The sequence below is a fragment of the Roseicitreum antarcticum genome, from assembly GCF_014681765.1.
GTDB lineage: Bacteria > Pseudomonadota > Alphaproteobacteria > Rhodobacterales > Rhodobacteraceae > Roseicitreum > Roseicitreum antarcticum.
The window spans coordinates 324,188-341,263 of the sequence record NZ_CP061502.1 but is presented as its reverse complement, the minus strand read 5'-3'; the positions used below and the strand labels follow the sequence as shown (position 1 = coordinate 341,263).

The following is a 17,076-nucleotide window of genomic DNA, read 5'->3' as shown; positions in this document are numbered from 1 at the left end:
AGGATACCCCATGACTTTCACCCCCCACGGCAAACACCTGATCGCAGGCAACTGGATCGGCACAGAAAATACGTTCACTTCTGAGCCCGCGCATGGGTCGGCACACAGCTTTTCGGCGGGCACGCCCGAATTGGTGGATCAGGCCGTCAAGGCGGCCGAAGATGCGTTCTGGACCTATGGCTACGCCAGCCGCGCGGACCGCGCGGGCTTTCTGAATGCCATCGCCGATGAGATTGAAGCGCGCGCGGAAGCGATCACCGAAATCGGCACCCAGGAAACCGGCCTCCCCGAAGGACGGCTGAACGGCGAACGCGGGCGTACCACCGGACAACTTCGGCTGTTCGCCGAGCACATCCTGAAGGGTGATTATCTGGATCGCCGCCATGACCCCGCCCTGCCCGACCGGCAGCCCCTGCCCCGCCCTGATCTGCGGATGATGCAGCGGCCCATCGGCCCGGTCGCGGTCTTTGGCGCGTCGAATTTCCCCCTGGCGTTTTCGACCGCTGGCGGTGACACGGCGGCAGCGCTGGCGGCGGGTTGCCCTGTGGTGGTAAAGGGCCACGGTGCGCATCCCGGCACGGCTGAGATCGTTGCCGAAGCGATCCATGCGGCAATTGCAAAATGCGGCCTGCCCGCCGGTGTCTTCTCGCTTATCCAGGGCGGCAACCGCGCCGTGGGTCAGGCGCTGGTGCAGCACCCGCTGATCCGCGCCGTGGGCTTCACCGGATCACTCGGTGGGGGCCGGGCGCTGTTCGACCTGTGCGCGCAGCGTCCTGAACCCATCCCGTTCTATGGGGAACTGGGGTCGGTCAACCCGATGTTCATGCTGCCGTCCGCAATCGCGGCGCGGGGTGCTGAACTGGGCAAGGGCTGGGCCGGGTCGCTGGCCATGGGCGCGGGGCAATTCTGCACCAACCCCGGCATTGCGGTGGTCCTGGAAGGCGCGGAAGCGGACGCGTTTGTCGAAGCCACCCGCGCCGCGCTCAGCGAAGCCGGCGGACAGGTGATGCTGACCGACGGGATCGCCAAGGCGTATACTTCAGGCGCAAAAGCCATGGCGGGGCAGCCCGGCGTGCAGGATCTTCTGACCTCGACGTGCGACCAACGTGAGGCGAAACCGTTCCTGTTCAAGGTGTCGGCCGCCGACTGGACCGGCAACCATACGCTTGCCGAAGAAGTCTTCGGCCCGTTGGGCCTTGTCGTCGTCGCACGAGATGCCGAGGAGATGACTCGTGTGGCGCACAGCCTGTCGGGTCAGCTGACCGCGACGCTGCATATGGATGATGCTGACGCCGATCTGGCACGCCGCCTGCTGCCGGTGCTGGAACGCAAGGCTGGCCGGGTGCTGGCCAATGGCTTCCCCACGGGGGTCGAGGTTTGCGACGCCATGGTCCACGGGGGCCCCTACCCGGCATCGACCAACTTTGGTGCGACATCGGTGGGCACCCTGTCGATCCGCCGCTTCCTGCGGCCGGTCTGCTACCAGAACCTGCCGCAAAGCGTGCTGCCCGACGATCTGGGCTGAACGACGGCCTGGGCTGAACGGCGGCGCCAACAAGTGAATTGAAAAAGCCCCGGCGTCCCATGATGCCGGGGCTTTTTGCTGCCGGTCATTCTGACCGCTTTTGCTGGCAGCCTCAGCGCGCCAGAACCGTGCGGAGCACACGGTCAAGGTCAGCCTTGGGTGCTTCGGTCAACTCGGTCGCGCGCCAGCAGACGTGGTGATCTGGCCGCACCAGCAAGCACCCACTGTCCCGGATTTCTGACAACCGCGCCCATTCGCCGCTGAGATCCACATAGGTCTGGCGCGGGCCGATGACATGGACCGCCAGTTCTATGCCCAGATCCGCCGCGACTGCTGCGGCAGCCTCTGCCCAGGCCTCGCCACCCAGCCCGGTCAGCACGGTGAAACGGCCATGCCCGCACAAATCCAGCGTCGAGGTATCTTCCCCGCTGTCGCGATGGTTCAGCCATGCATGCGGCAGCCGTGCGCCGGGCCATGTCGTGGGCTGATAATGCAGGTCGGCATCCAGCTGGAAGGCCGGTTCGATCTGCCCGTCGCTGACCACCGCACCCGAAGTATAGCGCTGGTTCATCTCGGTCCCGTGGGCGTCGAATTCATACTTCTTGAACGCAATCGCCTTGCGGATCGCCTCACGCTGCGCTTCAGCTTCGGGCGTGCCTGACGACCGCGCCTCCAGGTTGCGTTGCATCTGGGCGGGGCTGACGCCTTCGGCCATGCCAAGCGCGGCAAAGATCGGCCCGGTCTCGCCGATGGACTGGTTGGCGCGGGTGACGATCTGTTTCGCAATCGGCGCGCGTTCCACATCATAGCTGTCCAGCAGCGCGGTCCCCGCCTGCCCTTTCAGCACCAGCGCCAGCTTCCACGCCAGGTTGAACGCATCCTGGATCGAGGTGTTGGACCCCAATCCGTTCGACGGCGGATGCCGGTGGATCGCGTCCCCCATGCAGAACACGCGGCCCTCGGCGGTGCGCGTGGCGTAATAATTGTTCACGGTCCAGACATTGGCGGACAGCAGCTCGATCTCCAGTTCCGGGTCGCCGATCAACTGACGGGCGACGTCGGTGGCGAACTCGGGCGTTACCTCGGGCTCTGGCCCGTTGATGTCATAGCCCCAGACGATCAGCCATTCGTTCCACGGCCGCACCATCCGCACCAGCCCCATGCCGATGCCGCCCACATCAGCACCGGGCTGCATCACCCAATAAAGGACGCTGGGCCGGTGCGCGACGTATTTGGACAGGTCCGCGCGGAACAAGATGTTCATCGACCCGCCCACGCCCATCTTGCCCTCGAACGGCAGGCCAGCATGTTCCGCCACCAGGGACTTGCCGCCATCCGCGCCGATCAGGTATTTCGAGCGCACGGTAAATTCCTGCCCGGTCAGCCGGTCAAGACAGGTCGTGGTGACGCCTTCGGCATCTTGTTCATGGCTCAGGTATTCGGTGGACATCCGCGCCTGGGTGCCGCGCATGCAGGCGGTCTTGAACAGAAGCGGCTCCATCATGGTTTGCGGAAGGTCGTTCATCTGCGTGGGCGAAGACATGAGATGTTCGGCCCGCGACAGTGGATGATTTCCCCAGGCTTTCATCCGGCCGATTTCCTCGCCCGCAAGGCTTTCGCAAAAGATGTTCTCGCCCATCAGATCCTGATGGGTCGCGAACATATAGGCCTCATCCTCGATCCCGCGGCCCAGATCGCGCAACACCTCCATGGTGCGTTGGTTGGTAATATGCGCGCGCGGTGTATTGGCGAGCCAGCGATAGCGGTTGATCGCCATGTTCTCAATGCCGTAGCTGGACAACAGGGCCGCCGTGGCAGCGCCAGCGGGGCCTGTGCCGATGATCAGCACGTCGGTGGTAATTTCAGCCATAGTGGTTCCTCCCAGATCGCAGGCTTTGGCGCAGTTTCACGACAATCCGGGCGCGCCGGACCTGAAACTGCATGAACTCAGTCGCTTGCAGCGCGCAGATGTGTCGGCGCACCCCCTCCGGTGCCCGTCTTAACAAAATCTAGCGCGGATACACGGAAATATTGATCGGATGATGTATGTATTATATCACCTAACGTTATGAAAATAGACAGCGAACATCTGGAGATTCTGTCGGTCATTGTCGAAAAGGGCGGGCTGACCGAAGGGGCCGAGGCGCTTGGCAAGTCCCAGCCCTCGGTCTCGCGCAGCATGGCGCTGCTGGAAGACCGGGTCGGCATGCCGCTGTTCGAACCGGGGCGTCGCCCGCTGCGGCCGACCGAACTGGGTGCCCGGCTGGCCCGGCTGGGCGCGCGCAGCCGCGCCGCCAATCAAGAGGCAAGCTTGCTGGTGCGTCGCTTCCGGCAGGGGCTGGCGGGGCGGCTGCGGCTGGGGGCTTCGCCCATCTTCATGGACGGCGTGGTGGCAAGCATCGTGGCCGAGTTCCAGTCGCGCAACGCTGATGTGCAGATCGACCAGTCCTATGGCTATCTGGAGACGTTGGAAACCGGGCTGCGCAATGGCGGGCTGGATGTGGCGATCTTGCCGCTGCATTCCAGCCAGGTGCCGCCTGACATGACCTTTGCGCCGCTTTTGTCGGGCAACAATGTCATCACCTGCCGCGCCGGGCATCCGCTGACGCGCAAACGCGGCATCACGCTGGCCGATATTGCGCCCTATGCCTGGATCGCGCCGCCGCCCGACAGTCCCCTGTATCATGACCTTCTGCGCGCGCTGAAATCCATCGGCCAGGAGGATTTCCGCGTCAATTTCTCGGGCGGGACGCTGGCTTCGATCCAGTCGGTGCTTGCGGGGTCGGATGCGCTGACCGTGCTGCCCTATTCGGTGGTGTTCATGTCGCGCCGCACCGTTCCGCTGGAGGCGCTGCCGCTGCGCATCGATCATCCCGACCGGCAGTTGGGTGTGCTGGTGGTGACGGACCGGCAGGGGCCGCACGCCGCAGCGCAGTTCACCACCTTCTTGCAGGCGCAGTTCCAGCAATTGCAGGCGCGTATGGATCATGAAAAGCAGGTCACCCAAAGGCGGCGGTAGCGCGGCGTGCAAGGGTCACATGGCGCCGCCGACGCCGCATCATTTCAGTGCGATGTAGCTGGCAGGGTCCAGCGCGCTGATGCGCACTGCCACATGCAGCCCGGTCGCCGCATGCAGGCATGCGCGCAGGTCCATCCCCGCCTGGCGCAGCATGTCGGGCGTGCGCCCGTCCTTCGGCATCAGCTGCATTTCCACATTGATCGGTGGCTGATCCGGCAGGCCCATCACCGGCATCACGGCGATCTGACAGGCCCCGGGACCCACCGACAGCGTGCGGCACAGCAGGTCGCGCAGCTCGGGCAGCAGGGCGCTGACGCCCTGTTCCACCTGCCCGTACTGCGTCTGGTCGATGAAGAGTTTGACATTGGGCATGGTGGCCTCAGTTTCGGACCAGGGTGAAATCGAAGGGCGAACGCCAGAGTGTCTCGCTGCCCTCTGCCCGCTCATAGGGCGCGACCAGCGTGTCTTTCACGCCGAACACTGCATCCGAGGTCAGGTAATCGTCGCCGCCCACAAAGGTATGCGTCACCAGCTTTTCAAACCCCGGCGCGGTAACAAGGTAGTGCATATGCGCCGGACGGTAGGGGTGGCGGCCCAGATGACCCAACATCTGCCCCACCGGCCCGTCATCGGGGATCGGATAGCTGACCGGCTTGATCCCCCGGAAGGCATAATGCCCGTCAGCCCCGGTGATGAAGCGCCCCCGGTTGTTCCATTTCGGTTGGATGCCGGGTTGCTGCACATCGTAATAGCCATCGGCATTGTCGGACCACACATCCACCGTCGCGCCTTCGACGGGGTTGCCGTCGAGGTCCAGCACCCGCCCCTCGAACAGGCAGGGGTCGCCCTTGCCATCCAGCGAGATATTGTCGCCCATCGCGCGGATCGGCGCATCTGCCACATGAAACGGGCCGAATACCGTGTTTTCCGTCGCGCCTGCGGGCCTGCGGTTGTTGATCGCATCGACGAGCATCGACACGCCCAGCGTGTCCGACAGCAAGATGAACTCTTGCCGCTCACCCGAGCAGATCTGCCCGGTTCTTGTCAGAAAGCCAATGCCGTATTCCCATTCCTCCTGCGTCAGGCCGACATCCTTGATGAAGGCGTGCAGGTGGCGCACCAGGCTGGACATGACCACAGCCAGCCGCGCATCGGTCTCGGCGCCCATGCGTTCGTTCACGGTCTCGGCGGATTGGTCTTCGGAAAAATAGCTCATGGTCGTTCCTCCTCGAACGTTCAGAACAGGTCTTGCGGGCAGAGTAGCCCTGCGGGAAGGCGAAGGTGATGTGATGCCTGCGCATCAATATTGCGTTGCGGTATAATCATGACGCGGTCTTGCGGGGTATGGCCGTCAATCCGGACCCGGCGGCGATCAGGTCGGCCGCTTTCTCGCCGATCATCACGGCAGGGGCATGGGTGTTGCCGCTGACAATGCGCGGCATCACCGAACAATCCGCGATGCGCAGGCCAGACAGGCCGTGCACCCGCAGCTCTGCGTCGGTGACGGCCAGCGCGTCATCGCCCATCCGCGCGGTGCCGACGGGGTGGAAGATCGTGGTGCCGATATCGGCGGCCAGCGCCGCCAGCGTCGCGTCATCGGCATCCGGAGCACCCGCGCCCGGTTTCACCTCTACCGGGCTGAATTGCGCCAGATGGGGCTGTGCCATCAGGCGGCGGGCATGGCGGATGCTGTCGGCGGCGACCTTACGGTCGGCATCGGTGGCCAGATAGGCAGGCTGGATGGCTGGTGCGGCGGCGGGATCAGGGCTGGTCGCATGGCTTGCCCCGCGCGTGCTGGGGCGCAGGTTGCAAACCGAGACGGTAAGCGCGGGTGTGCGGTGCAGCGGCTGGCCGAAAGCATCCAGCGACAGTGGCTGCACATGATATTCGATATTCGCCCGGTCCTGCCCGGGGTCAGAGCGGGTGAATATCCCCAGCTGGCTGGGCGCCATCGCCATCGGCCCGGATTGCGTCAGCGCATATTGCAGCGCGATCCCGGCCTTGCCCCACAGGCTGCGCGCCCGGTCGTTCAGCGTGCGCGCGCCGGAAATTGAAAAGATCATGCGCAACTGCAGATGGTCTTGCAGGTTCTCGCCCACGCCGGAGAGTGCGTGCACCATCGGCAGACCCAGCCTGCGCACCACGTCTGGCCGCCCGATCCCCGACAGCTCCAGGATCTGCGGCGTGCCGATCGCGCCGGCGCACAGCACGACCTCTTGCCCCGCGCGGACATGGTAATGCCCGCTGCGGTCGCGGAAAACCGCGCCGGTGACGCGCCGCCCTTCCAGCGTCAGGCGTACCACCTGCGCGCCAGTGACGATGCGCAGGTTCGGGCGCGCGCGCGCGGGGTCCAGAAACGCCTTGCGCGCGTTCCAGCGCAGGCCACGCCGCTGGTTGACCGGGAAATAGCCCACCCCCTCATTGTCGCCCGCGTTGAAATCGGCGCTGACGGGAATGCCCATCTGCTGCGCTGCCGTGGCGACCTCATCAAGGATGGGCCAGCGCAGGCGCTGCTGCTCTACCCGCAACTCACCTTCCGTGGCATGATGCGCATCGGCGGCGCCGAAATGCCGCTCGGACCGGCGGAACAGCGGCAGCACATCTTCCCAGCCCCAGCCGGGATTGCCCAGGTCGCGCCAATGGTCATAATCGGCGGCCTGTCCCCGCATGTAGATCATGCCGTTGATCGAGGAACTTCCCCCCAGCACCTTGCCGCGCGGGTAAAGCAAGCTGCGCCCGTTCAGCCCCGGCACCGGCTGCGTGCGAAAGCACCAGTCCAGCCGGGGGTTGCCGATGGCGAAAAGATACCCCACCGGGATGTGGACCCAAGGGTGGTTGTCGCTGCCCCCTGCCTCGATCAACAGCACACGGCGGCGTGCGTCGGCAGACAGGCGGTTGGCCAGCACGCATCCGGCCGAACCCGCCCCCACGATCACCACATCGAACTGGCCGAAATCGGCGGGGGCGTCAGCGGAAGACATCGCGGTAATCGGCATCCATGGGCGTCAGGCTGGCCGCGCCATCGGCGGTTTCGCGCAGGCGATGCCAGCGTCGGTCCAGGTAGATCAGCGATTCCAGTTCGGGCGCACCGGGCGGTGTGCCGCAATCCCCGTCCAGCAATTCGGCGGTGACGACCGATGCGCCTGGTACGGCCAGCGTGCCGGTGTTGCGCGCGCGAAACCATGTCGCGACGTTGGTATAGCGCGGCTCGCCGGTCGGTAGCCTTGCCCAGGGCACGGCACCGCCAAAGCGGTCGGCCCCCGGCGTCGCGCCCAACAGCGCAAGATCCAGATCACCATAGCGCATCAGGTGGATGACCATGGTTTCCGCCGCCAGCACTGCCGCCGCCGCGCCCGACCGCGCCGAGAGCGAGAAAGCAACCGTCGGCGGATCAGCGCTGACCGAGATCAGCGACGAGACCGTCATCGCCACCGGGTTGTCGCCGGGGTCTGCCGTGATGACCGCCACCCCGGCAGGATGGCAGCGAAACGCATCGCGGAACGCCTGCGACAGCGCGGGCAGAGTGTCGGATTGCGCAGTCATGAGGATATCTCCTTTCCACGGTGCCCGCTGGCCGGAACGTCGCGCGCGCCCCGGCCAGCGGGTAGTGGCCTACTTCTTGTCGATCAGGTCGTAAAACTGCCAAGTCCGGTCGGACCACTGGCCGCCAAGGTCGCGCCCCGCCGAGGTGACGATGGAGGGCGCGATGGTGAAGTGGTTCGCAGCGACCATCATGTCACGGAAGGTGCGTTGAATCACGCCCGATCTCAGGCCCGCCCCGCCCGAGGCACGATAGGCAAAATTGCACACATCAACACCGGCTTCGTGGATCTGTGACTTTGCCAGATGCACCATGCTGATCTGCTGCGTGGACATCTGGCGGCCGGCCTCTGCCGTCGCTTCGATGTCGCCCCACACTTCCATGACCAGCGCGCGTGCCGCCCGGTAGCTGGCTTCGGCGCGGCCATAGTCATGCCAGAACTTCTCGCTTTCGCCCAGCATGCCCGCACGGCCGGATTTCGACCGCGCGAAGCCCGCGATCTCATCCAGCATCCGCCGCCCCGTACCCATGGCCCACCCGGTGTGCCCTACTGCGGCCAGCCCGACGATGCCGAGGCTGAACAATTCGGTCAGGCGCTGCGGCGGCGCGCTCAGGATCGGGAACACCATGTCTTCGGCGATGAACACATCCTCGGCGGCGTAGTCGATGGACCCGGTGCCCTTCAGGCCCAGCACATCCCAGTTGCCCAGTTGCTTATGTTCCTCGACCGGCGCATGGGCGCACATGACGATGACATTGCCCGCGTCATCCTTGGCGGGCTTGCCCGTGCCGTCATCCAAGAAGCAGGCGGAATGCGACCATGTTGCATGGGAAAAGCCCGAGCCATAGCTCCATTTCCCGGTCAGCCGGTAACCGCCGTCGACCTTCTTGAGCATGCCCAGCGGTGCGCCCTGCCCGGAAAAGCGGTTTTCGGTGCCCTGCGCAAACAGGCGTTCCACGGCGCTGTCGGGCAGGAAGGCTGCCGACATCGCGCCGATGCAGCAGTGCACCATCGACACCCAGCCGGCCGACCCCGACCACCAGGTGATGGCTTCCAGCACCTGCAACACTTCAGTCGGGCGCATTTGCGCGCCGCCCAGTTCCTCGGTCGCCATCAAGTGCGAGGCACGCAGCGGGCGCAGCAACTCGAAGCTTTCTGGCGTCAGCTCGCCCGCAGCATCATCGGCAGGCGCGTTGGCTTCCAGTTTCGGGCCGATCTCGGCCACCTGGTCCAGCAGGGCGCGATAATCGACGGTATTGCCCCAGTAGCTGTGTTTCATTGGCTTGTTCATGGTTGTCTCCTCCTTTGGATGAATTTCAGGCGGCGAGGAAATCGCCGATCCTGCGCAGGGTTTCAGGCTTTTCCTGCAAGACCAGATGGCCCGCATCGGGCACGGTGATCAGTGTGGCGGCTGGCAGCGCCGCGACCCACAGCGGCGCCTGACTGGCGGGCAGCATCCGGTCGGCCTCGCCCCAGACCACCAGCGCGGGGTTGGTGATGCGTGCCAGCATGCGGCGCAGATTGGGGTGGCCCATGCCGAACGGGTGGCACAAACGGCCTACGGCCTCGCCCTCGCGCGCGCGGTCTGCGCCGAACGCCTCCGCGAAGGCCGCGTCGGATCCGTCGGGGAAATAGGGCAGCGCGACCGCCGGATCATGCGCAAGGTAGCCGGGAAAATCCTGCGGTGCGATCTGGTCCAGGGGCGTGCCGGGATGGGCCGGATCGTTCAGCCCGGCAGGGGCGACAAGCACCACGCGGTCGAAACGGTCGCGCGCTACCGCAGCCAGTTCGCTCGCCATCCAGCCGCCCATGGAAAAGCCCATCAGATGCGGCAACTCTGGCAGGTCCAGCACGTCCAGAAGGTTGAGGTAATGCACCAACAGATCCGCCATGCCTGTGATATGTGGCGCAGGACCGGAGAATCCCATGCCGGGGTGGCTGGGCAAGAACACGCGGAAACGATCGGCCAGGCCTTCGGCAAAATCGAAACCTTCCAGCGTGGCGGCACCATGCAAGAAGATCAGCGGCTTGCCGCTGCCGATGGCCTTGACGACGGTTTTGACCCCGCCGATGTCGTATTCAAGGGTCTCGAAGGTCGTTGTCATCTGTGGTCTCCTTACGCGCGGCTGGATGGAAGAACGGGCGGCCCTATGCGGAATCCGCCTTAAATCAGTTGGGTGTCGCGGATGCCTCAGGCATCGGACATATCCGGCTGGATCAGCACCTTGCATTGTGTGGTACGGCTGCGCAGCCCCTCGAACATCTGCGGTACGGGCGACAGGCCGATACGGTCGGTGATGATCTGCTGCGGGGCAAAGCGGCCCTCGGCCAACGCATCCAGCGCGGGGCCGAATTCGTGGCCCTGGTGGAAGAAGACGGCAAAGATCAGCTCGATCTCTTTCATCAGCGCGGTGAAAGGGTCCCATGCGTCGCCGCCGACGCACAGACCTACGCCGATCACCTTGCCCTGCGGGCGTACGGTCTGCACTGCGGCCTGCAGCAACCCGCGCTTGCCCACGCATTCAAACACGATGTCGGGCGGGCCGCCGGCCAGATCGGCGATGTTCTGTGCGACACGGTCGTCCGACAGCGCGAAGCCCGTGGCGCCAAGCGCCAGCGCGCGGTCGCGCTGATGGGCGTGCAGATCGGCCATCACCACCTGCGCCGCCCCCAGCCGCCGCGCCCAGAAAGCGACCAGCAGCCCGATGGGCCCCGCGCCCAGAACGGCCACGCGGGCGCCGGGCTGCATGCGGGCGCGGATCACGCAATGCAGCGCGACGGCCAACGGCTCTGCCAGGGCACCATCGGCCAGCGCGACACCTTCGGGCAACAGGTGGCACTGGCGCGCGGCGACGGTGACATATTCCGCATAGCCGCCGCCGATCAACACCAGATCGGCGCAGCGCGCCGGATCGCCCGCGCGGCAGGTGGCGCAATGCCCGCAGCCGCGCATCGGCACCACCGCCACGCCATCGCCGACCTTCAGGCCGTGCACGTCCGTACCTGTTGCCACCACCTCGCCCGCAATTTCATGGCCCAGCACGAAGCCCGGGTGAATGCCGAAGGGGCCAGGGTCTTCGGTGATGTGCAGGTCGCTGCCGCAGATTCCGCAAGCGGCGACACGCAGCACCACCTCATCCGCACCGGGCGTGGGGTCAGGCTGGGTGCCGATGCGCAGCGGGCTGCCGACCGCGTCGAAAATGGCAGCTTTCATGACTTGTCCTCCGGCTTGGCGGTATCTTGCGATGTATAGGTCAGGTTGCGGCGGATCGGGAACCAATGGACATCCCATCGCTTGGACACCGCCCCCCAGATGCCGCCGCGGGCGTAAAGGGCGACCAGCACGGTCATCACGCCCAGCACGACGAAATAGCTTGCGCCATATTCGCCGAACCAGCGGTCGGCCAGAAAGTAGATCAGCGAGCCGATCAGCACCCCTTCGATCGACGCAATGCCGCCCACCATGACGATGAAGATCGCGATGCTGGCCCACATTGGATCGAACGCCGAAGGCGGGTTGATGCGCAGCTGCGCCATCGAGTAGATCGCGCCCGCCAGCCCGCAGCCGACTGCGGCGGCGATATAGATCATGAAGCGCAGGCGGGGCACGTTCACGCCCTGACTGGCCGCCGCCACCGGATTGTCGCGCATGGCAATCAGCGCCAGCCCGTAGCGCGAGCGCAAGAACCAGTAGCTGCCGCCGATGGTTGTCAGGATCAAGATCGCGCATAGCCAGGACATGGCAACGTTGCGTTCAAACAGCGAATAGTCGCGCATCACGCCCAGCGACATGCCCGCGCCTGCGTTCAGAAACCCCATGTTCGACGCGACCAGCCGGAACACCTCGGCCACCACCCAGGTGCCAATGGCGAAATATGGCCCGTCCAGCCGGTGCAGCAGCATGTAACACGGCACGGCCAGCACAGCGGGCACCAGCAACGACAGGAAGATCGCCAGGAAGGGATTGATGCCGAAGGTCTGCGCCAGCACGAACAACGCATAGCCAGCCGCGCCCATGAAGGCCTGTTGCCCAACCGAAACCAGCCCGGCATAGCCCGCCAGCATGTTCCACATTTGCGCTACGGCGATGTAACAGCACAGTTCCAGCATCATGCGGATGGTGCCGGTTTTCGCCCACCATGCCATCGAGGCCAGCGCGATGATCGCAATCGCGAACAGCACCAGCGCCACGCGCCCGGAGCCGGTCTGACGCCGCACCAGCACCGGCGGCAGGGCCGGGGCGGTGGAGGGGGGGGAAGAGGATACAGCGCTCATGGTTTCTCAGACCTTTCCGAACAGCCCCTGCGGGCGCGTCGCCAGCACGAGCAGGAAGACAATGTGACCCGCCAGGATGCCGAAGCCCGGGTCGATGCGAAAGCCGATGGCCTGGCTGATGCCCAGCACCATCGACCCGATGAAGGCCCCCCAGACTGACCCCATGCCGCCGATGATGACGGCCTCGAAGGCGTAGATCAGCTGCGCCGCGCCATCGGCGGGTGCCACGGTGGACCGCAGCGACTGAAAGACGGCAGCGAAACCCAAGATCCCCACCGCGATCGCCGTGGCCGAGGCATAGACCGCCCGGGCGTTGATGCCAGTCATCGACGCGGCCTCGACATCGGCAGACGCGGCGCGCAACGCGCGGCCAAAGCGGGTGCGCTTCAGCATCAGGTCCAGCCCCCAGGTCAGCGCGGTGGCAAAGGCCAGCACGATCACTGGCAGAAGACCCACATAGATGCTGCCCAACTGGATCGACGCGCTTTCGATCCCGCCGCCGGGCAGGGACCGGCTGTTGGCCGACCAGATCTGCAACATCATGTTCTGCAACGCGATGGACAGCCCGAACGTCGCGATCAGCGAGGGCAGTGGGTCATCGCCCACAACCTTGTTCAGCACCGCCTTCTGCAACAGCCAGCCCATCGCAACGGCCAGCGGCACCAGCGCCACCATGACGGTGAACGGCCCCAGCCCGAATGAAGATGCCAGCGAAATGCCGATCAGCGACAGCAAGATCACCAGATCGCCATGGCTGACATTGACGATCCGCATCACGCCGAACATCAGCGCCATTCCCAGCGCATATTGCGCATACATGCCGCCCAGCAAGATCCCCTGGATCAGCGCATCAAACCATTGCATCGGAACCTCCGAAATATGCCGCGGCAATTTGCTCGCGGGTTATCTGATCGGACGCGCCGCTTAGCGTCACGCGCCCCTCCAGCATGCAAAACAGCCGGTCGGACGCCGATTGCGCCAACCCCACATCCTGTTCCACCACGATCACCGAGGTGCCTTGCCCGCGGATTTCGGGCATGGCCGCATAGATCTCGCGGATCACCTTTGGCGCAAGGCCCAGGCTGATCTCATCGCACAGCAGCACGCGCGGTTGACACAGCAGTGCGCGCCCGATGGACACCATCTGTTGCTGCCCGCCCGACAGGTTCTGTGCTTGCGTTTGCGCCTTTTCCTTCAGGATCGGGAACAGGCGGTGCAGCCGTTCCAGCGACCACCCGCCCTTGCGGCCCAGCCGGTCCGCCTGATCGACGGCGACGCGCAGGTTGTCCTCGACCGACATGCCGGTGAACAGCCTCCGCCCTTCGGGAACGATGGCCACACCCTTCTGCACCATGCGGTCGGTTAACGTGCCGCCGATGGCCTGGCCGTCCAGCCGCACCATGTCGGGCGCTACAGGCAAAAGCCCCATGATCGCGCGCAAGAACGTGGACTTGCCCGCCCCGTTCGCCCCGATCAGCGCCACGGCCTCACCTTCCGCCACGTCGATATCGACGCCGTAAAGCGCCTGAAAGTCGCCGTAACGCGCGATCAGGCCATGTGTGGACAAAACTGTCGTCATGCATCGACCCCCATGTAGACGCGCTTTACCTCGGCGTTTGCGATCACCTCTTGCGGTGGGCCTTCGGCGATCTTTTCGCCAAAGTTCAGCACCAGAAGCCGGTCGGCCACCGCCATGAGGGCATGCAGCACATGCTCGATCCAGATGATCGTCACACCCCGGTCGCGGATGCGGCGCACCAGTGCGACCAGCGCTTTCGATTCCTCTTCCGTCAGTCCGCCCGCAATCTCATCGAGGAGCAGCAGCTTTGGGTCGGATGCCAGAGCGCGGGCCAGTTCCAGCCGTTTGCGATCGAGCAGCGTCAGGCTGCCTGACGATGTATTGGCCCGGTCGGCCAGTTCGCAATCCACCAACACCTGGGCGCAAAAGGCATAGCTTTCGCTTTCAGTCCGCCCGCTGCCGAACGATGCGGCGACCAGCAGATTTTCAAACGTCGTCATGCCGATATAGGGATGCGGAATCTGATAGGTCCGCCCGATCCCCATGCGGCAGCGCCGAAACGGCGGCTCGCCGGCCAGGGTGGTGTCCCCCAGGCGGATTTCCCCGCCCGAGGGTTTGAGGTCGCCGCTGATCATGTTGAACAGGGTCGTCTTGCCTGCCCCGTTGGGGCCGAGAATGCCCAGCACTTCGCCCCGATAGGTATCGAAGCTGACATCGTGCAGCACCCGCACCGCGCCGAATCTTTTCGACACATTGCGCGCCTGCAACAACACTTCGCGGTTCATTCCGGCCCCTCCGTTTGCATCGTTTACCAGTTGATCGGGACGATCGGCTGCTCGGGTTCGAACAACTGATTGACCGAGTTGTCGACGATCTTCAGGTCATAGGGCCAATCTTCGCCCGTCACCCATTGCCCGCCAAAGATCGGCATGGTGCAGATGTTCTTGTGCGGGGTGCCGCTGAACTTCACCGGGCCGCAGACCGTCGTGATGTCGGTCGCTGCCATTGCGGCACGGTTCGCCTCACGGTCCAGCGGGTCGGCGGAACGGCGCAGGATGTCGATGGCGACTTCCAGCAACGCGTGCGAATAGCCCAACGGCTGGGTCCATTGCCGGTTCTGGTCGGTTTCCCATTGCGCGGCCAGCGCGGTGCTGTCCTGCCCGGTGATTGTCGATGTGAAGGGGAAGGCGGGTGTCCACCAGACTTCGCTCGACATGCCGTTGCCCAGTTCGCCCATTGCCTCGACGCCGCCGGGGAACAGAAGGGCTGCGGCGACAGTCACCGCGCGCGGCTTGAACCCCTGCTGATTGCACTGGGTCACGAAGGTCTTCAGGTCGTCGGGATAGGTGATGCCGCCGATGATATCGACGCCCGCTTCCTTGAACGCCGCGATCTGCGCGGAAAAGTCGTTGGTGCGCGGCTGGAAATAGCCCGGGATCGTCACCTCGTACCCGGCGGCGCGGGTCGGTACCGGCAGGCCGTAATCGTCGTTGCCCCAGGTTTCGCCGTCGATGTTCTGCGGGAACAGCATTCCCACCTTCTTGTTGGTTTCCAGCCCGTCCCACAGGCCGACGAAGGTGTTCAGCGCCTCATCCAGTCCCCAGAAGAAGTGATAGGTCCAGTCGAAATCGCCGCCACCGCGCGGCATGATCACGGCCTGCCAGGGCGCGCCGGACGAGATGCAGGGTGTCTCGTAAAGCTCTGCCTGCTCCATCACCGGCAGGATCGTGTCGGTGGTGGATGCGGGCACGATCAGATGCACCTCGTCGTTGAGGATCAGATCACCGGCCAGTTCGGCCGCCTTGTTAGGGTTCGACTGGCTGTCGCGCTCCAGGATTTCGATGTCATAGGTGTTGCCATTGGCCGATTGCAGGACACCGCCCAAGGCCTCGCGGATTTTTTGCACGGTGTAGCCGTCGGTTTCCCCGAACAGGCCGAGCGGTCCAGTGGCCGGGCTGATATAGCCGATGCGGATCGTTCCGGCGGTCTGCGCACGCAGATAGCTTGGCAGCGCCAGCGTGGACACCGCAACCCCCGCGCCCAGTCCTTGAAGCATGGACCGGCGGCTGATGCCTGACCTCAGATGTTTGTTGTAGTTTGCCATTGTCGTTTCCTCCCTTGAATAAGCCTTCCGGACTGCGTCCTCCCCGCAGGCCGGGCAGCGGTAAAATCACGTCATTCGGATCAGCGAGCCGCCGTCGATCACGATCAGCGAGCCGGTGAAATACGCCCCGGCGGGCGAGGCCAGCAGCAGCGCAATGCCTTTGATATCCTCCACATCGCCGATCCTCCCGATCAACGATTGCGCCTCAAACGCGGCGCGGTCTTCCTTGTTGCGCAGTCGCCCACCCGCGATATTGGTGATGAAAGGGCCCGGCAGGATCGCGTTGACGCGGATGCCGTAGGCGCCCAGTTCCATCGCCATATGCCGCACGAAATGGTTTACTGCCGCCTTGGCTGGCATGTAGCTGGTGCCGACGATGCTTTCGTTGATCATCCCTGCGATCGAGGATGTGACGATGATCTGCCCGCCGCCTGCGGGTTTCATGTGGCGTACGGCGTTCTTTACGGTGACATAGACCGAGGTCAGGTTCAGCTCGATCCCGCGGTCCCATTGCTCATCTGGCGTGTTCTCGATCGCGCCATCGGGGTTGCGTTCGCCGGTGGGGGTGTTGAAGCCCGGGCCGGGGTCGATCCCGGCATTGGCAAAAACAGTGTCGATGCGCCCGTGCCGCGCGGCGACCGCGTCAAATGCCTTGGCCATGCCCTCGCGGTCGCTGACATCGACAGTCTGGCCCCAGACATCCCAGCCCTGCGCCGTCATCCCGTCCACCGTGCGGTTCAGCCCGTCGGGGTCGATATCGAAAATGCAGACTGCCGCGCCCTGTTGGGCCAAGATCTCGGCATAGGCCTTGCCGATCCCGCTGGCCCCGCCGGTCACGATCACCGACTTGCCCGCCACATCGAACATTTGCTGTAGTGCTGGCATGGTTCCCCCCTTACCGACGCGCGTCTGGCCACAAATTTGCTGGCTCTGGCCTATGGTACCCGGCCTCTGGACATGGCCGGGCAACCGCTGTTGCCCCGGTCTTGCCGGGTCCGGGCCTCGTGTTTCGCGGAAAGGTTCTGCCCGCCTCCCAGTGGGCAAAACCGCATGGCACTATTGAGGGGCTTAACCGGGTCACAAGTCAAATGC

Annotated in this window: 16 protein-coding genes; 2 read left to right on the top strand and 14 right to left on the bottom strand. The window is 64.7% G+C overall.

What is annotated here, in order from left to right; translation table 11 throughout:
- The first annotated feature begins 10 nt into the window (after nucleotides 1–10).
- The gene (locus H9529_RS20105; protein WP_092888462.1) at nucleotides 11–1,525 is read left to right on the top strand and encodes an aldehyde dehydrogenase (NADP(+)); all 1,515 of its coding nucleotides are present in this window, start codon (nucleotides 11–13) and stop codon (nucleotides 1,523–1,525) included.
- Between the two features lie 112 nt (nucleotides 1,526–1,637).
- Here the strand turns inward: H9529_RS20105 and H9529_RS20100 are convergent, their stop codons facing one another.
- Entirely contained in the window at nucleotides 1,638–3,395 is a 1,758-nt protein-coding gene (locus H9529_RS20100; protein ID WP_092888465.1) for an FAD-dependent oxidoreductase, read from the bottom strand.
- 198 nt (nucleotides 3,396–3,593) lie between these two features.
- Here H9529_RS20100 and H9529_RS20095 point away from each other — a divergent pair, with 198 nt between their 5' ends.
- Entirely contained in the window at nucleotides 3,594–4,544 is a 951-nt protein-coding gene (locus H9529_RS20095) for a LysR family transcriptional regulator (protein ID WP_092888468.1), read from the top strand.
- Nucleotides 4,545–4,583: 39 nt separating this feature from the next.
- Here H9529_RS20095 and H9529_RS20090 read toward each other — a convergent pair whose 3' ends face one another.
- The 13 genes from H9529_RS20090 to H9529_RS20030 form a co-directional block, all read right to left on the bottom strand.
- Entirely contained in the window at nucleotides 4,584–4,916 is a 333-nt protein-coding gene (locus tag H9529_RS20090) for a hypothetical protein (protein WP_092888471.1), read from the bottom strand.
- A gap of 7 nt (nucleotides 4,917–4,923) precedes the next feature.
- Entirely contained in the window at nucleotides 4,924–5,760 is an 837-nt protein-coding gene (locus H9529_RS20085; protein ID WP_092888474.1) for an intradiol ring-cleavage dioxygenase, read from the bottom strand.
- 106 nt (nucleotides 5,761–5,866) lie between these two features.
- Entirely contained in the window at nucleotides 5,867–7,540 is a 1,674-nt protein-coding gene (locus H9529_RS20080) for a GMC family oxidoreductase (protein WP_397544918.1), read from the bottom strand.
- Entirely contained in the window at nucleotides 7,512–8,087 is a 576-nt protein-coding gene (locus tag H9529_RS20075; RefSeq protein WP_092888477.1) for a flavin reductase family protein, read from the bottom strand. The genes H9529_RS20080 and H9529_RS20075 overlap by 29 nt, the downstream gene beginning before the upstream one ends.
- A gap of 69 nt (nucleotides 8,088–8,156) precedes the next feature.
- Nucleotides 8,157–9,377 (bottom strand): acyl-CoA dehydrogenase family protein, encoded by a 1,221-nt coding sequence (locus H9529_RS20070; protein ID WP_092888480.1) that lies wholly within the window; start codon nucleotides 9,375–9,377, stop codon nucleotides 8,157–8,159.
- 25 nt (nucleotides 9,378–9,402) lie between these two features.
- On the bottom strand, nucleotides 9,403–10,191 hold the full coding sequence (locus tag H9529_RS20065) for an alpha/beta fold hydrolase (RefSeq protein ID WP_092888483.1): 789 nt from the start codon (nucleotides 10,189–10,191) through the stop codon (nucleotides 9,403–9,405).
- 86 nt (nucleotides 10,192–10,277) lie between these two features.
- The gene (locus tag H9529_RS20060; protein ID WP_092888486.1) at nucleotides 10,278–11,300 is read right to left on the bottom strand and encodes a zinc-dependent alcohol dehydrogenase; all 1,023 of its coding nucleotides are present in this window, start codon (nucleotides 11,298–11,300) and stop codon (nucleotides 10,278–10,280) included.
- On the bottom strand, nucleotides 11,297–12,361 hold the full coding sequence (locus H9529_RS20055) for a branched-chain amino acid ABC transporter permease (protein WP_092888489.1): 1,065 nt from the start codon (nucleotides 12,359–12,361) through the stop codon (nucleotides 11,297–11,299). The genes H9529_RS20060 and H9529_RS20055 overlap by 4 nt, the downstream gene beginning before the upstream one ends.
- Nucleotides 12,362–12,367: 6 nt before the next feature.
- Nucleotides 12,368–13,225 carry a branched-chain amino acid ABC transporter permease gene (locus tag H9529_RS20050; protein ID WP_092888491.1) on the bottom strand — a complete coding sequence of 286 codons (858 nt, stop codon included), beginning with the start codon at nucleotides 13,223–13,225 and terminating at the stop codon, nucleotides 12,368–12,370.
- Nucleotides 13,212–13,940 (bottom strand): ABC transporter ATP-binding protein, encoded by a 729-nt coding sequence (locus H9529_RS20045; protein WP_092888494.1) that lies wholly within the window; start codon nucleotides 13,938–13,940, stop codon nucleotides 13,212–13,214. The genes H9529_RS20050 and H9529_RS20045 overlap by 14 nt, the downstream gene beginning before the upstream one ends.
- Nucleotides 13,937–14,665 carry an ABC transporter ATP-binding protein gene (locus H9529_RS20040; protein ID WP_092888497.1) on the bottom strand — a complete coding sequence of 243 codons (729 nt, stop codon included), beginning with the start codon at nucleotides 14,663–14,665 and terminating at the stop codon, nucleotides 13,937–13,939. Before H9529_RS20040 ends, H9529_RS20045 begins: the two co-directional genes overlap by 4 nt.
- Before the next feature lie 23 nt (nucleotides 14,666–14,688).
- On the bottom strand, nucleotides 14,689–15,984 hold the full coding sequence (locus tag H9529_RS20035; protein WP_092888500.1) for an ABC transporter substrate-binding protein: 1,296 nt from the start codon (nucleotides 15,982–15,984) through the stop codon (nucleotides 14,689–14,691).
- A 66-nt stretch (nucleotides 15,985–16,050) separates the two neighbouring features.
- On the bottom strand, nucleotides 16,051–16,869 hold the full coding sequence (locus H9529_RS20030) for an SDR family NAD(P)-dependent oxidoreductase (RefSeq protein WP_092888503.1): 819 nt from the start codon (nucleotides 16,867–16,869) through the stop codon (nucleotides 16,051–16,053).
- Nucleotides 16,870–17,076: the final 207 nt, after the last annotated feature.